General features: G+C 30.3%; 18 protein-coding genes and 1 pseudogene. All 19 read left to right on the forward strand.

Annotated elements, in window-relative coordinates; genetic code table 11:
* Positions 1-1,047: 1,047 nt before the first annotated feature.
* Positions 1,048-1,332, forward strand: a pseudogene (locus tag V7R38_RS11825) (HU family DNA-binding protein); the annotation flags it as partial.
* A 406-nt stretch (positions 1,333-1,738) separates the two neighbouring features.
* Entirely contained in the window at positions 1,739-3,022 is a 1,284-nt protein-coding gene (locus V7R38_RS11830) for a nucleotide sugar dehydrogenase (RefSeq protein ID WP_334058700.1), read from the forward strand.
* Positions 3,022-3,960 carry a Gfo/Idh/MocA family protein gene (locus tag V7R38_RS11835; protein WP_334058702.1) on the forward strand — a complete coding sequence of 313 codons (939 nt, stop codon included), beginning with the start codon at positions 3,022-3,024 and terminating at the stop codon, positions 3,958-3,960. The genes V7R38_RS11830 and V7R38_RS11835 overlap by 1 nt, the downstream gene beginning before the upstream one ends.
* A gap of 209 nt (positions 3,961-4,169) precedes the next feature.
* A complete protein-coding gene (locus V7R38_RS11840) occupies positions 4,170-5,492 on the forward strand; it encodes a UDP-glucose dehydrogenase family protein (RefSeq protein ID WP_334058704.1) in 1,323 nt (440 codons plus the stop codon).
* Positions 5,493-5,498: 6 nt separating this feature from the next.
* Entirely contained in the window at positions 5,499-6,458 is a 960-nt protein-coding gene (locus V7R38_RS11845; RefSeq protein WP_334058706.1) for a GDP-L-fucose synthase family protein, read from the forward strand.
* 5 nt (positions 6,459-6,463) lie between these two features.
* Positions 6,464-7,591, forward strand: coding sequence for a GDP-mannose 4,6-dehydratase (gene gmd, locus V7R38_RS11850; RefSeq protein ID WP_334058708.1), 1,128 nt, complete (start codon positions 6,464-6,466; stop codon positions 7,589-7,591).
* 141 nt (positions 7,592-7,732) lie between these two features.
* A complete protein-coding gene (rfbB, locus tag V7R38_RS11855; RefSeq protein ID WP_334058710.1) occupies positions 7,733-8,782 on the forward strand; it encodes a dTDP-glucose 4,6-dehydratase in 1,050 nt (349 codons plus the stop codon).
* Between the two features lie 2 nt (positions 8,783-8,784).
* Positions 8,785-9,654 (forward strand): glucose-1-phosphate thymidylyltransferase RfbA, encoded by an 870-nt coding sequence (rfbA, locus tag V7R38_RS11860; protein WP_334058712.1) that lies wholly within the window; start codon positions 8,785-8,787, stop codon positions 9,652-9,654.
* A gap of 126 nt (positions 9,655-9,780) precedes the next feature.
* Positions 9,781-10,857, forward strand: a complete 1,077-nt coding sequence (locus V7R38_RS11865; RefSeq protein WP_334058714.1) for a DegT/DnrJ/EryC1/StrS family aminotransferase — start codon at positions 9,781-9,783, stop codon at positions 10,855-10,857.
* A 3-nt stretch (positions 10,858-10,860) separates the two neighbouring features.
* Complete coding sequence (locus V7R38_RS11870) at positions 10,861-11,682, forward strand: aldolase/citrate lyase family protein (RefSeq protein ID WP_334058716.1); 822 nt, start codon at positions 10,861-10,863, stop codon at positions 11,680-11,682.
* Positions 11,683-12,135, forward strand: coding sequence for a MaoC family dehydratase (locus tag V7R38_RS11875; RefSeq protein WP_334058718.1), 453 nt, complete (start codon positions 11,683-11,685; stop codon positions 12,133-12,135).
* A gap of 2 nt (positions 12,136-12,137) precedes the next feature.
* Positions 12,138-13,022: an HpcH/HpaI aldolase/citrate lyase family protein gene (locus tag V7R38_RS11880; RefSeq protein WP_334058720.1), complete on the forward strand. Its 885-nt coding sequence runs from the start codon at positions 12,138-12,140 to the stop codon at positions 13,020-13,022.
* The gene (locus V7R38_RS11885) at positions 13,019-13,672 is read left to right on the forward strand and encodes a NeuD/PglB/VioB family sugar acetyltransferase (protein ID WP_334058722.1); all 654 of its coding nucleotides are present in this window, start codon (positions 13,019-13,021) and stop codon (positions 13,670-13,672) included. Before V7R38_RS11880 ends, V7R38_RS11885 begins: the two co-directional genes overlap by 4 nt.
* A gap of 291 nt (positions 13,673-13,963) precedes the next feature.
* Positions 13,964-14,950, forward strand: a complete 987-nt coding sequence (locus V7R38_RS11890) for a glycosyltransferase family 2 protein (protein WP_334058724.1) — start codon at positions 13,964-13,966, stop codon at positions 14,948-14,950.
* Between the two features lie 4 nt (positions 14,951-14,954).
* On the forward strand, positions 14,955-16,460 hold the full coding sequence (locus V7R38_RS11895) for a polysaccharide biosynthesis C-terminal domain-containing protein (protein WP_334058726.1): 1,506 nt from the start codon (positions 14,955-14,957) through the stop codon (positions 16,458-16,460).
* A gap of 15 nt (positions 16,461-16,475) precedes the next feature.
* Positions 16,476-17,696, forward strand: a complete 1,221-nt coding sequence (locus V7R38_RS11900; protein WP_334058728.1) for an O-antigen polymerase — start codon at positions 16,476-16,478, stop codon at positions 17,694-17,696.
* 175 nt (positions 17,697-17,871) lie between these two features.
* Positions 17,872-18,792: a glycosyltransferase family 2 protein gene (locus V7R38_RS11905; RefSeq protein WP_334058730.1), complete on the forward strand. Its 921-nt coding sequence runs from the start codon at positions 17,872-17,874 to the stop codon at positions 18,790-18,792.
* The gene (locus V7R38_RS11910) at positions 18,773-20,146 is read left to right on the forward strand and encodes a glycoside hydrolase family 88 protein (protein ID WP_334058732.1); all 1,374 of its coding nucleotides are present in this window, start codon (positions 18,773-18,775) and stop codon (positions 20,144-20,146) included. Before V7R38_RS11905 ends, V7R38_RS11910 begins: the two co-directional genes overlap by 20 nt.
* Entirely contained in the window at positions 20,147-21,151 is a 1,005-nt protein-coding gene (locus V7R38_RS11915; protein ID WP_334058734.1) for an NAD(P)-dependent oxidoreductase, read from the forward strand.

Raw genomic sequence — 21,151 nt, forward strand, 5'->3', positions numbered from 1 at the left:
TACAATTCATTATAAAAAGAGATTTCTCGATTCCGCTTACGCTGTACTCGAAATGACAAATTGAGTCATGTTGTTAGTTTACAAATTACATTTAAGAACTAAATGTCATTTCGACCTTGTGGAGAGATCTAAAAACTAATCGCTTACTAATGAAAATGAACATTTTTTAATAAAAATCGAACTAAAACCAGTCAAAAACAAAAAGAAATTTTAAAAATTTGATCAGATTTTCACAAAATATATTTCAGAGTTATCAACAATTTCGAGAAAAAACCAGATGTTTTTAGAGTTATGAATCTTAAGAAGAATTAACCTAATCAGTTTTATATCATCAATAATGATACTAAAATGACATGTAAATTTAGGTTTCTGATAGATAATTAAATGGCGAAAACACCTTTTTGCTTCAATATTTTGTATGAAGTACAAGCAATCATTTCATTTAAAAAAGATACTAAAATTCAATAATACTACATTGATTTATTGTTATTTTATTTCTGTTCAAAGTTAATTTTTGGTTGTTCAAAACTTTGAGGGTTTAAAGTTAAAACACTATTGACTTTTCCTGCAAGAGTTCTAATCTTTACAATGTGCAATGAGATGCTTAGAATTTCATAGACATAAAAAAAGCCTTAAAGATGTTGCTTTAAGACTTTTAAAACGGTAACACTTTCGTGTTGTGTGTGTTTTATCTTCAGACCATAAAATTAAAATACTTCCGAAAGCTTACCAAGGAAATGTTTAATTTTTAAAACAGGCCAACATCCTGTGGTTTAAGCAAAATGACTTAAATTTTATTACAACTCCATTACTGCTAACAAATAGTGGTGTCTTTAACTCAAATTCGTGAGTAAAAGAGTAGTATTTACTGAGTTTTAAAAAGTGTACGGAAGAGGTGTATTTGCAATAGCCTCATTAAAAAAGTAATGCATTCATAATTAAATTTTTTGGAAGATGATTAAATTGAAATCAATTTCAAGTCCTAATCCGCAGGACAGAACAGCGGAAAATAAATTTTATGCTCGAGCCGTATAAACAGGAACAACAGATCTAGAACGATTAGCCTATTTAGTATCCAATCAAAGTACAGTGAGAGAAGCAGATTGTTATGCTGTTTTACTTTCTTTACTGCACAATATTTCCGACGAACTAAAACAAGGAAAAATTGTAAAACCGGATAAGTTGGGTTCATTTCAGATTGGTGTAAATTCAGAAGGAATTTTAAACGAAGATGAATTGACTGTTGCTGCAGTGAAAAAGGCACATATCAATTTTAGACCAGACAAACGTTTGCGAAATGTATTTTCTAGCGTAAGTTATACCCTGAGCTAAGAAAATAGCCTTATAGTAAGTGGGTTTCGGTTGTGCAAACATCCAAATCCCAATTTTTTTTGCCTTTGTGTTTTGATAAAAAGTTAGGAAACAGCAATCCAAAAGTATGGTAACTTTAGTTAAAAAGTATCTTAACTTTTACCAGATACTATCAATACTTTTTAAATAAGCTTATGTTTACAAATATCTTATTTGTAAAAGAGTTTTAATCCTCATGACTATTTTCTTTTTAAGCTTATTGGGCTCCAATATTACAGTTTAAATAGGCAAATGTTCCTTTTGGTTTGATTCGTTTTACTACAAAAATGTATTTGTTTCACATTCGTGCTTTTTGTTTTCCACTTGAGGGGCTGTATTTGCCCTTCTTTTTCTTATTTTTGTTCCTTAGATTTAGTAGGAATTATTTATGAGTACAACAAAAATTGGTTTGATTGGTTTGGGGTATGTTGGACTACCACTAGCAAATCTTTTTGCGAAAAAGTATGCGGTGGTGGGTTTTGATATTAAGCCAGATAGAATTCTAGCTCTAAAAGAAGGTGTAGATGCGACTTTGGAAGTAGAGAAAAAAGAATTGGTAAACGTTTTGAAGAAGGTTGATGATCAAGAAAACGGATTGTTTTTTACGGATCAATCATTAGACTTAAAAGGATGTGATTATTATATCATTACTGTTCCTACACCAGTGGATATTAACAATCAAGCGGATTTGACGCCATTGATAAAGGCTAGTGAAACTGTTGGGCAGGTAATGCAGAAAGATGCTATTGTTATCTATGAATCAACCGTGTATCCTGGAGTAACTGAAGATACTTGTGTACCGGTTTTGGCAAAAACCTCTGGTTTAAACTATAACTCAGATTTTTTTGTGGGATATTCTCCAGAGCGTATAAACCCTGGTGATAAAAACCGGTCGATTGAAAACATTTTAAAAATTACGTCAGGTTCTACTCCTGAAATAGCCAAACAAGTCGATCAATTGTATCAATCAGTTATTGTAGCAGGTACACATTTGGCAACAAGTATTAAAGTTGCGGAGGCTGCAAAAGTAATTGAAAACTCGCAACGAGACATCAATATTGCATTCGTTAATGAATTGGCAAAAATCTTTTGTTTAATGAATATCAATACCCAAGAAGTATTGGCGGCAGCAGGTACGAAATGGAATTTCTTACCTTTTAAACCAGGACTGGTAGGTGGGCATTGCATTGGTGTAGATCCTTATTATTTAGCCCAGAGAGCGCAGCAAATTGGGTATTATCCAGGTATTATTTTAGCGGGTAGAAGAATTAATGATAGTATGGGAGATTATGTGGCCTCTCAAGTGATTAAATTGATGGTTTCACGGAAGGTGCCAATCGAAAACGCTAGTATTTTAGTATTAGGAATTGCATTTAAAGAGAATTGTCCTGATATTCGAAATTCTAAAGTTATCGATGTGGTTTCTGCGCTACAGGAATATGGTGCAAGGGTAACCGTATTTGACCCTTGGGCAGATCCAAAAGAGGTGGATCAGGTTTATGGAATTGAAGCAGTGAATCAATTGCCAAATAAGAAATACGATGGTATTGTTTTGGCGGTAGCTCATGATGAGTTTCTGAGCATAAATTTAAAAGAAATAAAAAAAGAACTTTCGGTAGTATATGATGTAAAAGGTATATTGCCTAAAGAAATGGTAGATAAAAGTTTATAATGAAGAACTTCGGATTAATTGGAGCTGCAGGTTATATTGCGCCTAGACATCTAAAAGCAATCAAAGAAACCAACAACAATTTAGTTTGTGCCTTAGATAAATTTGATTCGGTCGGTGTTATGGATTCGTATTTTCCTAATGCGCATTTCTTTGTGGAATTTGAACGCTTTGATCGTCACATAGAAAAATTAAAACGAAATGGGCAGTTTCTAGATTATATCAGTATTTGTACACCAAATTATTTACATGATGCACACATTCGTATGGCATTGCGTGCTGGGGCTGATGCCATTTGTGAAAAGCCATTGGTGTTGAATCCTTGGAATATTGATGCCTTACAAGAAATTGAAATCCAGTATGAGAAACAAATCCATACTATTTTGCAATTGCGTTTGCACCCGAGCATCATTCAATTAAGAAACAAAATTAAAAATCAGCACTCAAAAACCAAACATGAAGTAGATTTAACCTATATCACTTCTCGCGGTAAATGGTATGATATATCATGGAAGGGAGCTTTAGAAAAATCAGGAGGAATAGCGACAAATATAGGAGTGCATTTTTTTGATATGTTATCTTGGATCTTTGGTAATGTGCAAACTATTGAAACACATCTGCATGAACCGCACAGAGCTTCTGGGTATTTGGAATTTGAAAATGCTAGAGTCCGTTGGTTTCTATCCATAGATGCAAATGATTTACCATTACAAATTAAAGAAAAACAACAACGTACTTTTCGTTCTATTACTGTAGATGGCCAGGAACTAGAATTTAGTAATGGATTCACTGATTTACATACGTTATCTTACCAAGAAATTTTAAAAGGTAATGGTTATGCCATCAATGAAGCCAAACCATCGATTGAAATTATTCATACCATTCGAAATCAAGAAGCTAGTTTCAAATATTTAAAGCATCCATTTTTTTCAATAACTTAAAATATGGTGAATTTAATACTACTTTAATAAGTTCTGTTTGATTGTTTTATCAAATTGTGAAATCTGTTAATTTCATTTTGTTAACTGTTAAATAGAATTATATTTGCAATAAAAAGAAAAAGGAGATTTCCCCTAAATATTAACTTTAATTCCTTAAAAGATTATTGTTTTTATATCTTCACAGAAAAATAGTAAATTAGTACACGTTTATGAATATAGCTGTTATAGGCTCTGGTTATGTAGGTTTAGTTTCTGGTACTTGTTTTGCAGAAATGGGAAACAAAGTGACCTGTGTTGATATTGATCAAAATAAAATTCAAAAATTAGAACAAGGGGTTATTCCAATTTACGAACCAGGCTTGGAACAGATGGTTCAAAAAAATGTAAAAAACAAGAATTTGTTTTTTACCACCCAATTAGGAGATGCCATTAGTGATGCCGCAATTGTTTTTATTGCAGTAGGTACACCCATGGGTGATGATGGTTCTGCGGATTTGCAATACGTTTTAGCGGTTGCTAAATCTATTGGCGAAACGATGATTAAAAGATTAATTGTTGTGGATAAATCTACGGTTCCTATCGGTACAGCAGATAAAGTGAAAACTACCATTCAAATTGAATTGGATAGAAGAGGAGAAAATATTGAGTTTCATGTCGTATCAAATCCGGAATTTTTAAAAGAAGGAGCGGCTATAGATGATTTCATGAAACCAGATAGAGTGGTGATTGGTGCAGATTCCGATTATGCCTTTGATAAAATGAAGCAATTATATTCACCTTTCTTTAGAACGCATGATCGCTTTATCACTATGGATATTCGTTCTGCGGAAATGACAAAATATGCTGCAAATACAATGTTGGCAACAAAAATTTCATTTATGAATGAGATTGCGAATATTTGTGAAAGGGTTGGTGCAGATGCCAATAAAGTAAGAATTGGTATTGGCTCAGACAAAAGAATTGGTTACAGTTTTATTTACCCTGGCGCAGGTTACGGAGGCTCATGTTTTCCTAAGGATGTTAAAGCTCTAAAGAAGATTGCTGAAGAAAATGGGTATAAAGCAAATCTAATAGAATCTGTAGAGAATGTTAATGATGCTCAAAAATTAGTGATTGCTCAAAAAATAGTAAAACGTTTTGGAGAAGATTTAACAGGTTTTACTTTTGGTTTGTGGGGCTTAGCTTTTAAGCCAGGAACTGATGATATGAGGGAGGCTCCTGCTATTTATATCGTCAAAGAATTAGAGAAAAGAGGAGCAAATGTAAAGGCTTACGATCCAAAAGCAATTGAGGAGTCAAAAGAATTTTACTTAAAAGATGCAAAAAACATAACCTATTGTAATTCTAAATATGAAGTTTTACAAGAGGCTGATGCTTTGATTTTATTAACAGAATGGAAGGAGTTTCGATCTCCGGACTTTGAGGAAATTTTGACACAATTGAAAGCACCAGTTATTTTTGATGGCAGAAATCAATACAATGCATTTAATTTAGAGGATAAGGGATTTGAATATTTTCAAATTGGTAAATAGTTTGTAATGAATAAAAACACCAAAATTTATATTGCAGGTCATCGCGGAATGGTAGGTTCTGCTGTTTGGAGAGCTTTAGAAAAAAAAGGATATACAAACTTAATCGGTAAAACTAGTAAGGAGTTAGATTTAAAAAATCAAGCAGCCGTTTTAGAGTTTTTAAAAACAGAAAAGCCTGAGGCTATTATTGATGCTGCTGCAAGAGTGGGTGGCATTTTAGCAAATAATAATTTTCCATATCAATTTTTAATGGAAAATCTACAAATTCAAAATAGTTTAATTGACGGTGCTTTAAAAACGGGTATTGATAAATTTATTTTTTTAGGAAGTTCTTGTATTTATCCAAAGTTGGCTCCACAGCCACTCAAAGAAGAGTATTTGCTTACTAATTCTTTAGAACCAACTAATGAATGGTACGCAATAGCGAAAATAACAGGGGTTAAAGCATGTCAAGCCATTCGAAAGCAGTTCAAAAAAGATTTTGTGAGCTTGATGCCGACTAATCTGTATGGATATTTTGATAATTTTGATTTGAAAACATCACATGTTTTACCTGCAATGTTAAGAAAGTTTCATGAAGCTAAAATTAATGGAAATTCAGATGTGACGTTATGGGGTAGTGGAACACCAATGAGAGAGTTTTTATTTGTAGATGATATGGCAGAAGCAGTAGTTTATGCTTTAGAGAATAAATTGCCAGAATACCTATATAATGTTGGTTCTGGTAAAGACATAACTATTAAAGAATTGGCTGAAACAATTCAAAGAGTTACTGGTCACAAAGGAAATATAGTTTGGGATTCTGAAAAACCAGATGGAACACCAAGAAAATTAATGGATGTTTCAAAAATGCAGCATAAAGGTTGGCAATACTCAACAGAATTACAAGATGGAATTGAAAAAACCTATGAATGGTTTTTAGAAAATATTGAGAATATAAAAGAAGTAAAGTTAGAAGCGAATTAAATTATATGAAAGTAGCATTAATCACCGGGATTACAGGTCAAGACGGATCATATTTAGCAGAACTATTATTGGAAAAAGGATATATGGTTCATGGTATTAAAAGAAGGGCTTCTTTATTTAATACAGACAGAATAGATCATTTATACCAAGACCCTCATGATCCTAATCAACGATTGAAATTACATTATGGAGATTTGACAGACTCTATGAATTTAACGAGAATCATTCAAGAATGTCAACCTGATGAAATTTATAATCTAGGTGCGATGTCTCATGTAAAAGTTTCGTTTGACATGCCAGAATATGTAGGTAATGTTGATGGATTAGGAACACTCAGAATATTAGAAGCTGTAAGGATTTTAGGTTTAGAAAAGAAAACAAGAATATACCAAGCGTCTACATCTGAGTTATTTGGAGGATTACCAGAAAATAAAAATAGCAGCGGTTTTTATGATGAAAATTCACCACTATATCCAAGATCTCCATACGGTGTTGCAAAAATCTATGGTTTTTGGATTACAAAAAATTATCGTGAAGCTTATAATATGTTTGCATGTAATGGTTTATTATTTAATCACGAGTCTCCAAGAAGAGGTGAAACATTTGTAACAAGAAAAATTACACGTGCCGTTGCTAAAATAGCATTAGGGCTTCAGGATAAGTTTTATTTAGGGAACTTAGAGGCAAAACGTGATTGGGGACATGCTAAGGATTATGTAAGAATGATGTGGATGATTTTACAAGCAGAACAGCCAGAAGATTGGGTAATTGCAACTGGTGTCACTACAACCGTTCGTGATTTTGTAAGGATGGCCTTTAGTGAAGTAGGTATAGAATTAGAATTTAAAGGTGAAGGGGTAGAAGAAAAAGCATTTGTTACAGCTTGTAATTTCAAAGATTATCAAATACAATTAGGTAAAGAAGTTTTATCTATTGACCCTACTTATTTTAGACCAACGGAAGTAGATTTGTTATTAGGTGATCCAACAAAAGCAAAAGAAAAGTTAGGGTGGGTGCCAGAGCATGATTTAGCTTCTCTTGTTAAAGATATGATGAAAGGTGATGTTGCTCTGATGAGAAAAGATGTAGATTTGTTGAAAGCAGGTCATGAAATTTTGAAACAAGCTGAATAAGATTTAGGTAGAGATTAGTCTTTTTATTACTAATTAAAATTCAAAAGTTTTTTCTAAATTTTATTTATAGATATTAAGTCTTCTACAGTTTTTGAGTAACTGAGCAGGAATTATTAAATTTAAAATGTATTTTAAAGATATATGTCAAAAAAAATATTAATTACAGGAGGAGCTGGTTTTATAGGCTCTCATGTTGTAAGGTTGTTTGTTAACAACTATCCAGATTATCGAATATTTAATTTGGATGCGTTAACTTATGCAGGAAATTTAGAGAATTTGACTGATGTAGAATCATCTGAGAATTATACATTTTTGAAAGGAGATATTACAGATGATGAATATATCAAATCCATATTTGAAACACATCAATTTGATGGTGTAATTCATTTAGCTGCCGAATCCCATGTAGATAGATCTATCTCAGATCCTTTAGCTTTTGCTAAAACGAATATTTTGGGAACGATGATTTTGTTGAATTCATTTAAGAATTTATGGCAAAATAATTGGGAAGGTAAACTGTTTTATCATGTAAGTACGGATGAGGTTTATGGAACTTTAGGAGATACAGGGTTGTTTACTGAGACAACATCATACGACCCTAATTCACCTTACTCTGCCTCAAAAGCAAGTTCAGATCATTTTGTTAGAGCTTATGGAGAAACATATAAAATACCATATGTAATTTCAAATTGTTCTAATAATTACGGTGCAAATCAGTTTCCTGAAAAACTAATTCCTTTATTTATAAACAATATTATTAATAACAAATCATTACCAGTTTATGGCGATGGTAAATATACACGTGATTGGTTATATGTAGATGACCATGCAAGTGCTATAGATTTAGTCTTTCATAAGGGGATAATGAGAGGAACTTATAACATTGGAGGCTTTAATGAATGGCAAAATATAGATTTGATTAAACTATTATGTCAACAAATGGATGAAAAATTAGGAAGAGAAAAGGGAGAAAGTGAAAAGTTAATCACTTATGTTAAAGATAGACCAGGTCATGATTTAAGATATGCCATAGATGCAAGTAAAATTAATAAAGAATTAGGTTGGGAACCAAGTGTTACATTCGAACAAGGACTTTCTAAGACTATAGATTGGTATTTGGCAAATGAAGAATGGATGAGTAATATTATTAATGGTGATTACTTGAAATACTACGAAAAGCAATACAGTTAATTATGAAAGGCATTATTTTAGCAGGCGGTTCTGGTACAAGGTTGCATCCTTTAACAATAAGTGTAAGTAAGCAGTTGCTGCCTATTTATGATAAACCAATGATTTATTACCCGTTATCAGTTTTAATGTTAGCAGGTATTAAAGAAATTTTAATCATTTCTACCCCAAATGACTTACCCAATTTTAAGAGGCTATTAAAAGATGGCTCTCAATTTGGAATTAAGTTAAGTTATAAAGAGCAACCTTCGCCTGACGGTTTAGCTCAGGCATTTATAATTGGCGAAGATTTTATTCAGAATGATGATGTTTGTTTAGTGCTCGGAGATAATATTTTTTATGGAGCTGGATTGCAAAGCATTCTTAAAGAATCTGTTAGAGTTGTTAAAGATGAACAGAAAGCTGTTATTTTTGGTAACTATGTAAATGATCCTGAAAGATATGGGGTTGCGGAGTTTGATAAAAGCAATAACGTTATCTCAATAGAAGAAAAACCAACACACCCTAAATCTAATTATGCTGTTGTCGGGTTATATTTTTACCCCAAATCTGTAGTTGAAATTGCAAAAAAAGTTAAACCATCATCTCGTGGAGAACTAGAAATTACTTCAGTTAATCAAACTTATTTAGAGAAGAAAAGTTTAAAACTTAAAGTTTTGAGTAGAGGGTTTGCTTGGTTAGATACAGGAACTCATGAATCACTTACCGAGGCAACGGAGTTTGTGAAAGCTGTAGAAAAACGTACTGGACTTAAGATAGCATGTTTGGAGGAAATAGCATTAAAATACAAGTGGATAGAAAGTCTCGATTTAAAACAAAAAATTAAAAATTTAAAGGGTAATTACTATGATTATCTGAATAAGATAATAGATTAATGAATAGATCTTCTTTTTAATGTTAAGATGAAGATTCTATTAAGTTCTGGTTTATGAATTTTATATTAGAACAAATTATTTTTTTAAAACCAAACATTTTCATTAAGTAAACAGACAAAAAAACTTATGATACCAGTAACTAAAACTTATTTTCCTCCGTTAAAAGAATATAATAAACAACTTGAGCGTATTTGGAAAAATGAATGGTTAACTAATAGAGGGGAACTTGTATTAGAACTTGAAGAAAAAATAAAAAACCATTTAGGAATAAATAATATTACTCTAAATACAAATGGTACTTTACCGATACAAATAGCACTTAATGTTTTGGCTGGATGTGGTGAAGTAATTACAACACCTTTTAGTTATGTTGCCACAACATCATCAATAGTTTGGGAAAAATGCACACCGGTTTTTGTGGACATTCATGAAGAATACCTAACAATTGACGAATCTAAAATTGAGGCGGCAATTACAGAAAGCACAAAGGCAATTCTTGCGACTCATGTTTTCGGTAATCCATGTAATATACTTGAAATTGAAAGAATTGCACAAAAATATAATTTAAAAGTAATATATGATGCAGCTCATTGTTTTGGTGTTACATATAAAGGACAGAGTATTTTTAATTATGGAAATGTAAGCACTTGTAGCTTTCATGCTACAAAAATATTTCATACAGGTGAAGGCGGTGCTTTTTTTTGTAATGATGAAGAATTAAATAAAAAACTTTTTTATAGTCATAATTTTGGGCATAACGGACCAGAAGATTTTCATGGTGTTGGAATTAATGCTAAAATGAGTGAGTTACAAGCAGCTATGGGCCTAACAGTTTTAGCTCATATTGATGAAATATTTAAGAATAGAAAAAGAGTTGTAGATTTTTATAACAATAACTTACAATTTGATTCTATAAATAGAATGTTACATAGAGAAGATACGGTTTGGAACTATAGCTACTATCCGATTATTTTCAAAACTGAACAACAATTGCTAAAAGCAAAAAAAATATTAAATGAAAATAATATTTTTCCAAGAAGATATTTTTATCCATCCCTCAATACATTAAATTATGTGATCCAAACAAGTATGCCAATATCTGAAAGCATTTCAGTAAGAATTTTGTGCTTACCATTATATTCAAATCTTAGTTCAGATGATGTTAGTCAAATTTGTTTAATTTTAAATAAACTAAATAATTAAAAATTGCAGTCTTATTTTTTTATACCAGCTTCTCGTTTACAGAATTTAAAAAAAATCAAAAAAAGTAAACCTAACTTTATAATTATTGATTTTGAAGATGCAATTATTGAAAAAGATATTGATATTTATTTTAAAGAATTACATCTTATTGAAAATCATCAATCTTATTGGTATAGATTGCCTGTTAGAAGTGACTTTGATAATGATGTAGATTTAAAATATATTCAAAAGTTTAAAGATAATGGAATCAATTTAATTATTTTACCAAAATTAAAATCTGCAGCAGAGCTTATAACTATTTGTGAGAAATTTCAAGATATTAAGTTTATTGTTTTAATAGAACACCCTAAACTTCTTTTAGAAATGAGATTCGCTTTAATGATGGATTATAATAAGAACTTAAAAAATATAATAGGTTTAGCACTTGGCTCTCATGATTTAACAACATTTTTAAATGCAAAACATGAAGAAAATCAGTTAGATTATCCTAGGAAAGAATTATTATATATAGCTAAAGCATATGATTTTGTTGCAATTGATATAGCTTCAATGGAAATTTTTAATAAAGAAAAATTTAATAATGAGGTAAAAAATGGTATAGATAATGGTTATAATGCAAAATTTATAATTCATCCAAAACAATTAGAATGGCTAAAAACAAATAAACAAAACGAAGAAGATACTTTTTGGGCAAAAAATATTTTAAGCAAATTACCTGAAAATTATAATGGAGAAGATTTTGCTCCATTTGTATTTAATAAAGAAGTAATAGAAAAACCACATGCTTTAAAAGCGCTTGAAATATTAAAAAAAAACACTAAGTAAATGAAAAATAATTTCGGAAATTTTTATGAAGATTTCATTAAAGGAGAAACCATAAATCATGAATTGACTAAAACAATTTTTGAAAGTGATAATAACTTTTTTAGTTTATTGACTATGAATCATCATCCAATACATTTAAACGTAGATTATGCAGAACAAAAACAACACGGTAAGATATTAGTTGTTGGTACTTTAGTTTTTAGTTTAGTAGTTGGAATTACGGTTTCAGATATAAGTGGTAAAGCTATAGCTAATTTAGAGTATGAGTCTATTAAACATCTTAGCCCTGTTCATATAAATGATACTTTATACGTAAGAACTACAATATTGGATAAATGGGAAACATCAAAAAATGATAGAGGTATTGTTTATGTAGAAACAATTGCGAAGAATCAAAATAATATTGATGTGCTCTCTTTTAAAAGGAAAGTACTTGTATTTAAAAAATCATAATTATGGAAAAAATATTATTAAGAAGCCTTATGTTTGTTCCTAGTCATAATGAAAAATTAATGACTAGTGCATGTAAATCTAAAGCAGATGTTTTGCTTTTAGATGTTGAAGATTCCGTGCAACCACAGGCAAATAAACAGGTAGCAAGAGATACAATTTTAAAATACTTAAATTCTGGATTACTCAAAGGGAGGAAAATTTTTCCAAGAGTAAATGATAGAGAGAGTGGTGAGCTATTAAAAGATATTGCTCAATTAGCTGTTAAAGGGATTACTGGTTTTATGTATCCAAAATCTAAGAACGGTGAAGATGTGTATTTTTTCGATAAATTGTTAGAAACTATTGAATACGAGAAAAATATTCCTGTAGGCACATTTAAAATTATTCCATTAATTGAAACTGCAGCAGCTGTATTAAATGCTCAAGAAATTTGTTTAGCTTCCGAAAGGGTTATTGCAATTGCATATGGTTCTGAAGATTTTATTACAGATCTCGAAGGGATACATGATGCCGAACATGTAAGTCTATTTACTCCAAGATCTATAATAGCAATGGCAGCAAGAGCAACGAATAAGGTTCCTATAGATACTGTTCATATAAGGGTTCATGACTTAGAAGATTTAGAGAAAAACTTAATTGTTTCTAAAAATTTAGGTTTTGAAGGTATGCTTGTGCTCAATCCAAAAGAAATTCCTTTGGTTCACAAATATTATTCACCTTCCGAACATGAAGTTAAAAGTGCTAAGGAAATGTTGGTATTATCAGAACAGGCACAGAAATCAGGTGAAGGTGTAGCAATAATAAATGGTAAGTTTATTGGTCCACCAATGATAAAATCGGCAAAAAAAATACTTTATAAACAAAATTTAATTGAAAAAAACAGATGAAAAAGCTTATAGTACTTGGAGGAAGAGGTATAGGTATGATTGCAGCTTCAGTAGCTCAAGACTTAGGAACTTATGAAATGCTTGGTTTTTTAAATGATTTTGTTCCAGTTGGAGATACAGTAGGTGTTTATAAAAAACATAAGGTAATAGGCACATCAAAAGATGTTGCTAAATTTTTAGATGATGAAGATATCTATTTTTTTATTGGCTACATTGGAATGAAAAATGAAAAGGAAGTTTTTGAAAAAATATCTAATTTAAACATACCTAGATCGAGATTTGCAACACTAATTCATCCGACTGCAATAATACCTCGTGGTTACTGTAGTATTGGTAACGGTGTTTTAATTTCTCCTTTAGCTCAACTTTCTCCAGATACAACTATAGAAGATAATTGTATACTATTACCTAATTCGTTTTTAGGACATGACAGTACTATGAAGAGGTTTTCACATATTACAGCTAACTCTGTTGTTGGAGGTAATGTAACCTTGGGGAGAGGTGCTCATATAGGGACGAATGCAACAATAAGAGAAAATGTCAATATTGGAGAATTTGCAATAGTAGGTTCCGGTTCAGTTGTATTAAAAGATGTTCCTAGTAATTCTATTTTCATTGGTAATCCAGCTAGACTTCTTAAAAGAAAGTAATAGTTAAAAGTCACTATATTAATTTATTATTTAGTATGCGGTAGTAGAAATTTATGATAATTGCTTAATTTTATAATTTAAAACCGATTTCTACGACTTAAATTTAAGTTTTACTATTTGACAACCTATCATCACAAAAAAAATAAATTTCGAAATAGTTTTGAAATACAAAATATTAGAATATGATAATTTTTGTTTGTGTGAAATTTAAAAGTATTACACGTTGTATTGTAACGCCTAGATACAATTTAGGATTAATAAACAAATAAAAAGTTCAATATTATTATAATTATGAATAGCGAATATGCACCTGTAGTAATCACAACACTTAACCGATTAGACCACTTTAAGGCATGTTTAGAATCGTTGGAAAAATGTACTTTGGCTGACAAAACTGATGTATATGTTGCTCTGGATTATCCTCCGTCAGATAAATATAGAGCAGGTTGGTCTAAGTTGAGTAAGTATCTTCACAAAAAGGAGACTTCTCACTTATTTAAAAAGTTAATCGTTGTTAGAAGAGAACGCAATTATGGGATTAAATTTCCTAATAGTAATTCGAGAGCTATTGTTGCTGATGTACAACTTAATTATGATAGATATATCTTTTCAGAGGATGATAACGTTTTTAGTCCTAATTTTTTAGTTTTTTTAAATAAAGGTTTAGAAAAGTTTAAAGATGATGATAGAATAAGTTTTATATGTGGCTATAACTACCCTATGGAGTTTCCCAAAAGTTTTAAAAATAACTTTTACATTTCAAAGCATGCAAGTCCTTGGGGTTATGCTACATGGTTTTCTAAGGAAGAACATATTAAAAAATATTATAATTTGGACTTTTTAAAACAGCTCCTTAAAGATAAAGGAAGTTTTAATAAGTTAATGAAATACAAGACATCAACTGTCTATTCTATAATAAACATGATAAAGAATAATATAGTTTATGGAGATTCAGCAAGAGGAAGTTACATTTGCCTCGAAGATAAGTTTTGTGTATTTCCTAAAATATCTAAAGTCAAAAATATTGGAACAGATGGCACGGGGGTAAATTCTAAAAGTAAAAATAATAAACTATTAGATTATAATTTAAATCAATTAGTTGATGCATCTGAGTCCTTTGAATTTACAAATGATATTTTTACAAATGAACCAGAAATGCTAATACGCCATACTCCTCCAAAACCTTTAGTGAAAGAGACTTATAAGAAGTTAATTGGGAAAATTGATTTATTTCTATTCCGCCATTTCAATTTTGTGCCTAAATCTAAATATATTTGATTAGATGATTAGTCAAATTAAAGCAGGCGCAATAATGTCCTATATTTCATTGTTTATAACTATTCTAATTGGGATTATTTATACACCTTGGATGATTAGCTCAATTGGTAAACCAGATTATGGTTTATATGTACTTGCAATGTCAGTAATAAATATTTTCGTGTTCGATTTTGGTTTGGGTAATGCTGTACAAAGGTTTGTGTCAAAATACCTAGCCGAAGGGAGGTTAGATAAAGTAAACCAATTCTTAAGTGTTACTTATAAACTATATATTATTGCAGATGTAATCATTTTTCTTGTTCTTATTTCTGTTTATTTTTTTATTCCTAATATTTTTCAGGGTTTATCTCCAGAGGAACTTGTGAAATTTGAATTTATATATGCTGTTGTTGCAATTTTTAGTATTTTTTCTTTTCCATTTGTTCATTTAGATGGTACAATTTTAGCTCATGAAAAATTTGTGCAGTTAAAGCTATGTGATCTTCTCTACAAGATTTTAATAGCATCTTCAATGACAATTTTCTTATACTTTGGCTATGGGCTATATGCCTTAGTGCTTGTTAATGTTGTTGCTGGTATTGTTAGAATTGGTTTAAAGTTAATTGTTTTAAAAAGATTTACGGAAGTTAAAGTCAATTGGGAATATTGGGATAATAGTATTTTAAAAGCAATTATAGCTTTCTCAATGTGGGTTACCATTTATGCAATTTCTCAAAGAGGAGTGTTAAGTGTAGCTCCTTCTATTTTAGGTATTTATTATAGCTCGGAATATATTGCACTTTTAGGTGTTGCTATTGCTGTTGAAGGATACTTTTTTCTATTTGCAAATGCTATAAATGGGCTTTTTTTACCAAAAGTTTCTAGACTTATAGCTAATAAGGAAGCGGATAATATTATTGAATTAATGATTAAAGTTGGTAGAATACAGATTTTTATGACCAGTATGATCTATATTGGCTTAATTAGCTTTGGTAAGCAGTTTATTAACTTGTGGGTTGGCGAAGAGTTTAGTATAGTATACATTTGTTCTATAATTATGATCTTACCATCTTATATTAGCTTACCACAACAGATAGCTTACACTACAATAATTGCACAGAGTAAAGTGAAATATTTAGCATATTCTGGGATTTTAAAAGTCTTAACTAGTTTGTTATTTGTATTTCCTTTAGCCAAATATTATGGTGTTTTAGGAGTTTCAGTTTCTGTTGCGATAGCTTATTCTGTTTCAATAATCTTTAACAATATTGTTTATATTAAAATACTTAAACTAGATATAAAAAAGTTCTTTTTAGCTTCATTTTTACGGCTATTGCCTTCTTTATTACTAGCATTATGTTTTGGTCTACTTGTAGATTTTATTATTGATATCAATAAATGGCATGGTTTTATTATAAAAATTGTAATTTTTGTTTGTATTTATATTGCTCTATTCTTTTTATTTGGGTTAGCTAAACAAGAGAAGTTAGAACTTGTTGGAAAAGTCAAAAAAATTATTAATATAAAATAGTATTACATTACGTCTATGATAGGAAAAGATTTGAAGGTTACATTTTCGTTATTGTTTTTAGCTATTTTTATTAGCTTTCAATTCAATTCAATGTTGTTAGATAAATTTTCAGTATTCTTAGTTTTAGTAACCTGTATTCTATCAGGAAAAAAGGAAGCTAGGTTTATGAATCCTTTTTATCTTTTTGCCATTACACCTTTATCACTCTTGGCTTATGTTAATGTAGGGTCATTTTATATGTTAGATCTTAAGCATGAAACATACCAGTTGGCTATATTAAATATGGCAGCATTTGTGTTTGCAATTAAAATTACTAGAGGGGCTAAAAATGTGCCATATTATGCAGGAATTAATTTGTCTAGTCATCTTATAGTACATGCAATAATTTTGTATTTGTTAGGTTTTAGTGCTAGGTTTTTTCCTTCTTTAAGTTCAGTTTTATGGGTGTTTTCTATTGGAGCTATAACATGTGCGGTAAAAAGTAAAAATAAAATAATGCTCGTTTTTGTGGCTTTTATTGTAGGTAGTTCTATCTTATTTGGAAAGTCAAAAATGATTGTTCTCCTAAACTTATTAACGTTTTTAATTACTTACGAAAAATATTATATAAAAACACTAAAACAAAGACGAAAACTGTTGATTTATTCTCTAATTGGAGTTTGTTTTATGATTTATGCATTTTCTTTTGCAAATAAAGATCGAGGTGATTATGATGCTAATGATGGACTTCATTATTATTCTCAGCAAGGAGTTGACTGGTCATTAGATGCAAGTTTTTTCTTACCGTATATGTACTTTACAACGGCTTGGTCAAATTTGCAATATGTGACCGAAACTCAAACTAAAAGCACAGAAGGCTTATGGACTTTAAAACCATTACTTGGATATGCTCAATTTGATGATGATTTTGAAAAGGAATATGAACTAGAATCATATTCCTCATTTAATACGTTTACTTATATAGTTTGTGCTTATAAAGATTTTGGATTTTATGGTTCTGTATTTATGTCTCTTTTTTTAGGGTTTTTTGTAAAAAAAGTATATTCAAAATACCAAGTCTCGCAATCTCCTTTCGATGTAGCCATTTATGCTTGCGTGAGTTTAGCAGTTGTAGAAATGTTTTTTAGCAATCACTTTTTTATGCAATCATATCCATTCACTATTTTTATTCTTATGAAGTTATATAGGTTTTTTACAAGCCCAAGGGTTATAAATAAATCTGTAGTTTTAAACTGATTTTATTGGAAAAGTTTTATATATTTTAGCTTTATTGAGCTTATATAAAAAAGGGTTATTACTTTTATGCGTAAATATTCAAATATATTTTTATAATTTAACTAATATTTGGATTTTGAGAACAGGATAATTTTTAAAATTTAAGTAGAAAGTATAATTTTAAGTAAAAAATGACATGTTAAAAGTATCGGTTATTATCCCAACCTATGGAAAGCCTATTTTTTTAAATGATGCAATTATTAGTGTTTTAAATCAAACACTGAAAAATATCGAGTTAATTATTGTAGATGACAATAATCCTGATACTGAGGTCAGACAATTAACGGAGAAAATTGTGCAGAAACATACAAGTCTAGATCAAAGGATTACGTACATAAAACACAATAAAAATAAAAATGGAGCTGTTGCCAGAAATACAGGTATAGCAGTCGCAAAAGGATCCTATATCTCTTTTTTAGATAGTGATGACCAATACCTTAACGATAGATTGCAAAAATGCTATGATATTGCAGAAAGCAGCAATGAATCCATTGCTGGGGTATATACGGGATGTGAATTTAGACGAAATGGAAAAAGATACAAGGTTCATAAAGAAGTTTTTGATGGAAAGTTTATAAAAGAAACTTTAGCATGTACATTTATGTTTTCAACGGGTTCTAATATTTTTGTTCGTAGAAATATAATAGAAGAGTTAAACGGATTCGATGAAAAATTTTTAAGACACCAAGATTACGAGTTTTTAGTTCGTCTATTTCAAAAATATTCCTTAAAGGCAATCACTGAAGTTCTTGTTATAAAAAACAATGAGAACTTTAATCTGCCTAATGTCCAAAAAATGATTAGTATTAAAAAGCAATATTTGTCTAAATTTAAATATGTTATTCAAGGACTATCTCAAAAAGAACAAAACTATATATATAAGCATAATTATATTTCCATTGCAGAACAAGCTTTAAAAATCAAGCAATATGAACTAGCAAAAGAATACTATACTAAAGTTAAAGAATTCGGTCCTTTATCATTTAAGAGTAAATCCAGAAAATGTCTTATTCACTTACTTAATTATATAAAACTAAATGAGAAATTTTTACTATAAATTTTTATGTAAATTACATTTTCTTGCAAAATTACTACTTGGAAAATCAAAAAAAAGCGAATATCGTTTTGTTAATGCGTCTTCCGAAGATTTTTGTAAATCAAATGAAATTAAGATAGATGGAGCTTTTCTAAATGAAAATAATTTAACTGAACCTGCCAAGGTTAAAAAAGAGAAGTTTTTTCCGATTGAAAATATTGTAGAATTAGCAAGTAATCCGCATTTAAAAGATTCTTTTCAGAAAGGAAGTAGTTCTAAATTATCTTTAGGAGTTAGCTTTAAGGACGCTGTTAGTTTTTGGGGGAAGTTTATACAAAGTTCTGTTATTCCAAAAGGCTATAAATATTCAGGTTTACTATATACAGGTTATATTTCTAGTACTATTAATAAATGGTGCTTACCTAGTTGGCTCTGGACAAATGCAGCCATCGTTAGACTATATTGTAAAAAGGGAGAAATGGAAAAAGCTATCGAATTGGGAGAGATTCTAAAATCTAAACAACTAGATTGCGGAGGTTGGATAGTTAGAAATGATTATAATGCAAAAGGACCAATACCTGTATTGGCGCCAAATGATTCGGCTTATGTAGCAAATAATGCATTTATTCAGTTGTATAGGGCTACTCAAAATGAAGAGTATCTTAATATAGCTATAAAATGTGCAGACTGGATTATGGATACGGCTAGAGAAGATGGCTTAGTTTGGACAGGATATGATTTTAAAAATAAAAAATGGTTAAAAGACTATACCATAGTAGACACTGGATTTACTGCTGCCTTATTTGCTAATTTGGTGGATATTACAAATAAACCAAAGTACAAGTTATTTTTAGAAAAGTTTACGGACCAATTTATCAATCTTTTTTACGATGAGTCCCAAAAGGCATTTTGCACCAGTTTAAGCTCTAAAAACAAACAAGTAGGAGGTTTGTTTGCTCGTGGACAAGCTTGGGCTTTAGAAGGTTTAATACCTACGTATAAAGTACTTAAAACTAAAAGAATTGAAAACGTTATAGACGATACCATTTCAAGTATATTGCAAAAACAATCTAAAGACGGAGGATGGTCTTATAACTTTTCGAAACCTTTTTTAGGTCAAGATTGTAAAGGTGTTGCTGTTATAGCAAAGAACTTGATGGATTGGAATGAAATAAAACCTAACGACCAAATAATTAATAGCTCTAAAAAAGCTTTACAATGGTGTGCAAATCATACCGCTAATAAAGGAGAGGCTCAAGGAGGAATTTTTTCGTTTTGTATGGAAGGAGCTGTTGTACATAATTTTTATACAAGTACCGCATTTGTGTATACCTCTGCTTATGCAATAGAGTTATATAAAAGCTTAGAGAAATAAATGGATAAAATAGTCTTAACAACCAATCTTAATGATGGAGCAAACCTAAAGGCCAAATTAAATAATTTAGATGACGCCTTTTCTTCAACAGAATTTTGTACACAACTAAATCTTAAAGAAAATCCTAGTAGGTTTAAAAACGTTAAATATATTTTTTCTACCTGGAATATGCCCTTGTTTTCAGAAGATGAAATTATAGCATATTTTCCATCATTAATCGCAGTTTTTTATGCAGCTGGAACAGTAAAATATTTTGCCAAACCTTTTTTAAATTGTGGGATTAAAGTCTTTTCTGCAGCCACAGCAAATGCAATTCCAGTAGCAGAATTTGTAACCGCACAAATCCTACTCGCAAACAAAGGATATTTTCAAGCTCAAAAAGCATATAAAACACCTTTATGGAGGTTTAGCTTTAATAAAGGGCGTAGCTATACAAATAGTAAAAATGGTAATTACAATGCTAAAGTAGGTATTATTGGATGCGGTGCAATCGGTTCTAAAGTGGCAGAATTATTAAAACCTTATCATATAGAAGTTTGGGTGTACGATCCTTTTATTTCTGATGAAAAAATTACAGCACTAAACATAAAACTGAAAGAACTAGATGCTATCTTTAGCAATTGCGATGTAATTACCAATCATTTACCAAATATTAAGGAAACCAAAGGAATAATTAATTGGGATGTACTTTCTTTATTAAAAGATAGTGCAACATTTATCAATACAGGAAGAGGCGAACAAATTATAGAGAAAGACCTCGCAAAAGCAATGCGTAAAAAACCAAATGCTTGTGCGCTTTTAGACGTAACATTAAAAGAGCCTATAAGACCTTGGTCTGCTCTTTTAAGAAAAAAGAATGTTTTTTTAACTCCTCATATTGCTGGGAGTATGTCAAATGAAATAGATAGAATGGTAAGTTTTATGCATACAGCGTATAAAAACACTATAAATGGTATTAAAGATAGCAGCGAGGTAAATAGGAATCAAATAAATAAACAATCGTAA

The sequence above is a fragment of the Polaribacter sp. P097 genome (assembly GCF_036864555.1).
Taxonomy (GTDB): Bacteria; Bacteroidota; Bacteroidia; order Flavobacteriales; family Flavobacteriaceae; genus Polaribacter.

What these genes read in the sequence shown, in the direction of transcription:
- V7R38_RS11830 (WP_334058700.1), top strand. Translation starts at nt 1,739, where the DNA reads ATGAGTACAACAAAAATTGGTTTGATTGGTTTGGGGTATGTTGGACTA.
- V7R38_RS11835 (WP_334058702.1), top strand. Translation starts at nt 3,022, where the DNA reads ATGAAGAACTTCGGATTAATTGGAGCTGCAGGTTATATTGCGCCTAGA.
- V7R38_RS11840 (WP_334058704.1), top strand. Translation starts at nt 4,170, where the DNA reads ATGAATATAGCTGTTATAGGCTCTGGTTATGTAGGTTTAGTTTCTGGT.
- V7R38_RS11845 (WP_334058706.1), top strand. Translation starts at nt 5,499, where the DNA reads ATGAATAAAAACACCAAAATTTATATTGCAGGTCATCGCGGAATGGTA.
- gmd (WP_334058708.1), top strand. Translation starts at nt 6,464, where the DNA reads ATGAAAGTAGCATTAATCACCGGGATTACAGGTCAAGACGGATCATAT.
- rfbB (WP_334058710.1), top strand. Translation starts at nt 7,733, where the DNA reads ATGTCAAAAAAAATATTAATTACAGGAGGAGCTGGTTTTATAGGCTCT.
- rfbA (WP_334058712.1), top strand. Translation starts at nt 8,785, where the DNA reads ATGAAAGGCATTATTTTAGCAGGCGGTTCTGGTACAAGGTTGCATCCT.
- V7R38_RS11865 (WP_334058714.1), top strand. Translation starts at nt 9,781, where the DNA reads ATGATACCAGTAACTAAAACTTATTTTCCTCCGTTAAAAGAATATAAT.
- V7R38_RS11875 (WP_334058718.1), top strand. Translation starts at nt 11,683, where the DNA reads ATGAAAAATAATTTCGGAAATTTTTATGAAGATTTCATTAAAGGAGAA.
- V7R38_RS11880 (WP_334058720.1), top strand. Translation starts at nt 12,138, where the DNA reads ATGGAAAAAATATTATTAAGAAGCCTTATGTTTGTTCCTAGTCATAAT.
- V7R38_RS11885 (WP_334058722.1), top strand. Translation starts at nt 13,019, where the DNA reads ATGAAAAAGCTTATAGTACTTGGAGGAAGAGGTATAGGTATGATTGCA.
- V7R38_RS11890 (WP_334058724.1), top strand. Translation starts at nt 13,964, where the DNA reads ATGAATAGCGAATATGCACCTGTAGTAATCACAACACTTAACCGATTA.
- V7R38_RS11895 (WP_334058726.1), top strand. Translation starts at nt 14,955, where the DNA reads ATGATTAGTCAAATTAAAGCAGGCGCAATAATGTCCTATATTTCATTG.
- V7R38_RS11900 (WP_334058728.1), top strand. Translation starts at nt 16,476, where the DNA reads ATGATAGGAAAAGATTTGAAGGTTACATTTTCGTTATTGTTTTTAGCT.
- V7R38_RS11905 (WP_334058730.1), top strand. Translation starts at nt 17,872, where the DNA reads ATGTTAAAAGTATCGGTTATTATCCCAACCTATGGAAAGCCTATTTTT.
- V7R38_RS11910 (WP_334058732.1), top strand. Translation starts at nt 18,773, where the DNA reads ATGAGAAATTTTTACTATAAATTTTTATGTAAATTACATTTTCTTGCA.
- V7R38_RS11915 (WP_334058734.1), top strand. Translation starts at nt 20,147, where the DNA reads ATGGATAAAATAGTCTTAACAACCAATCTTAATGATGGAGCAAACCTA.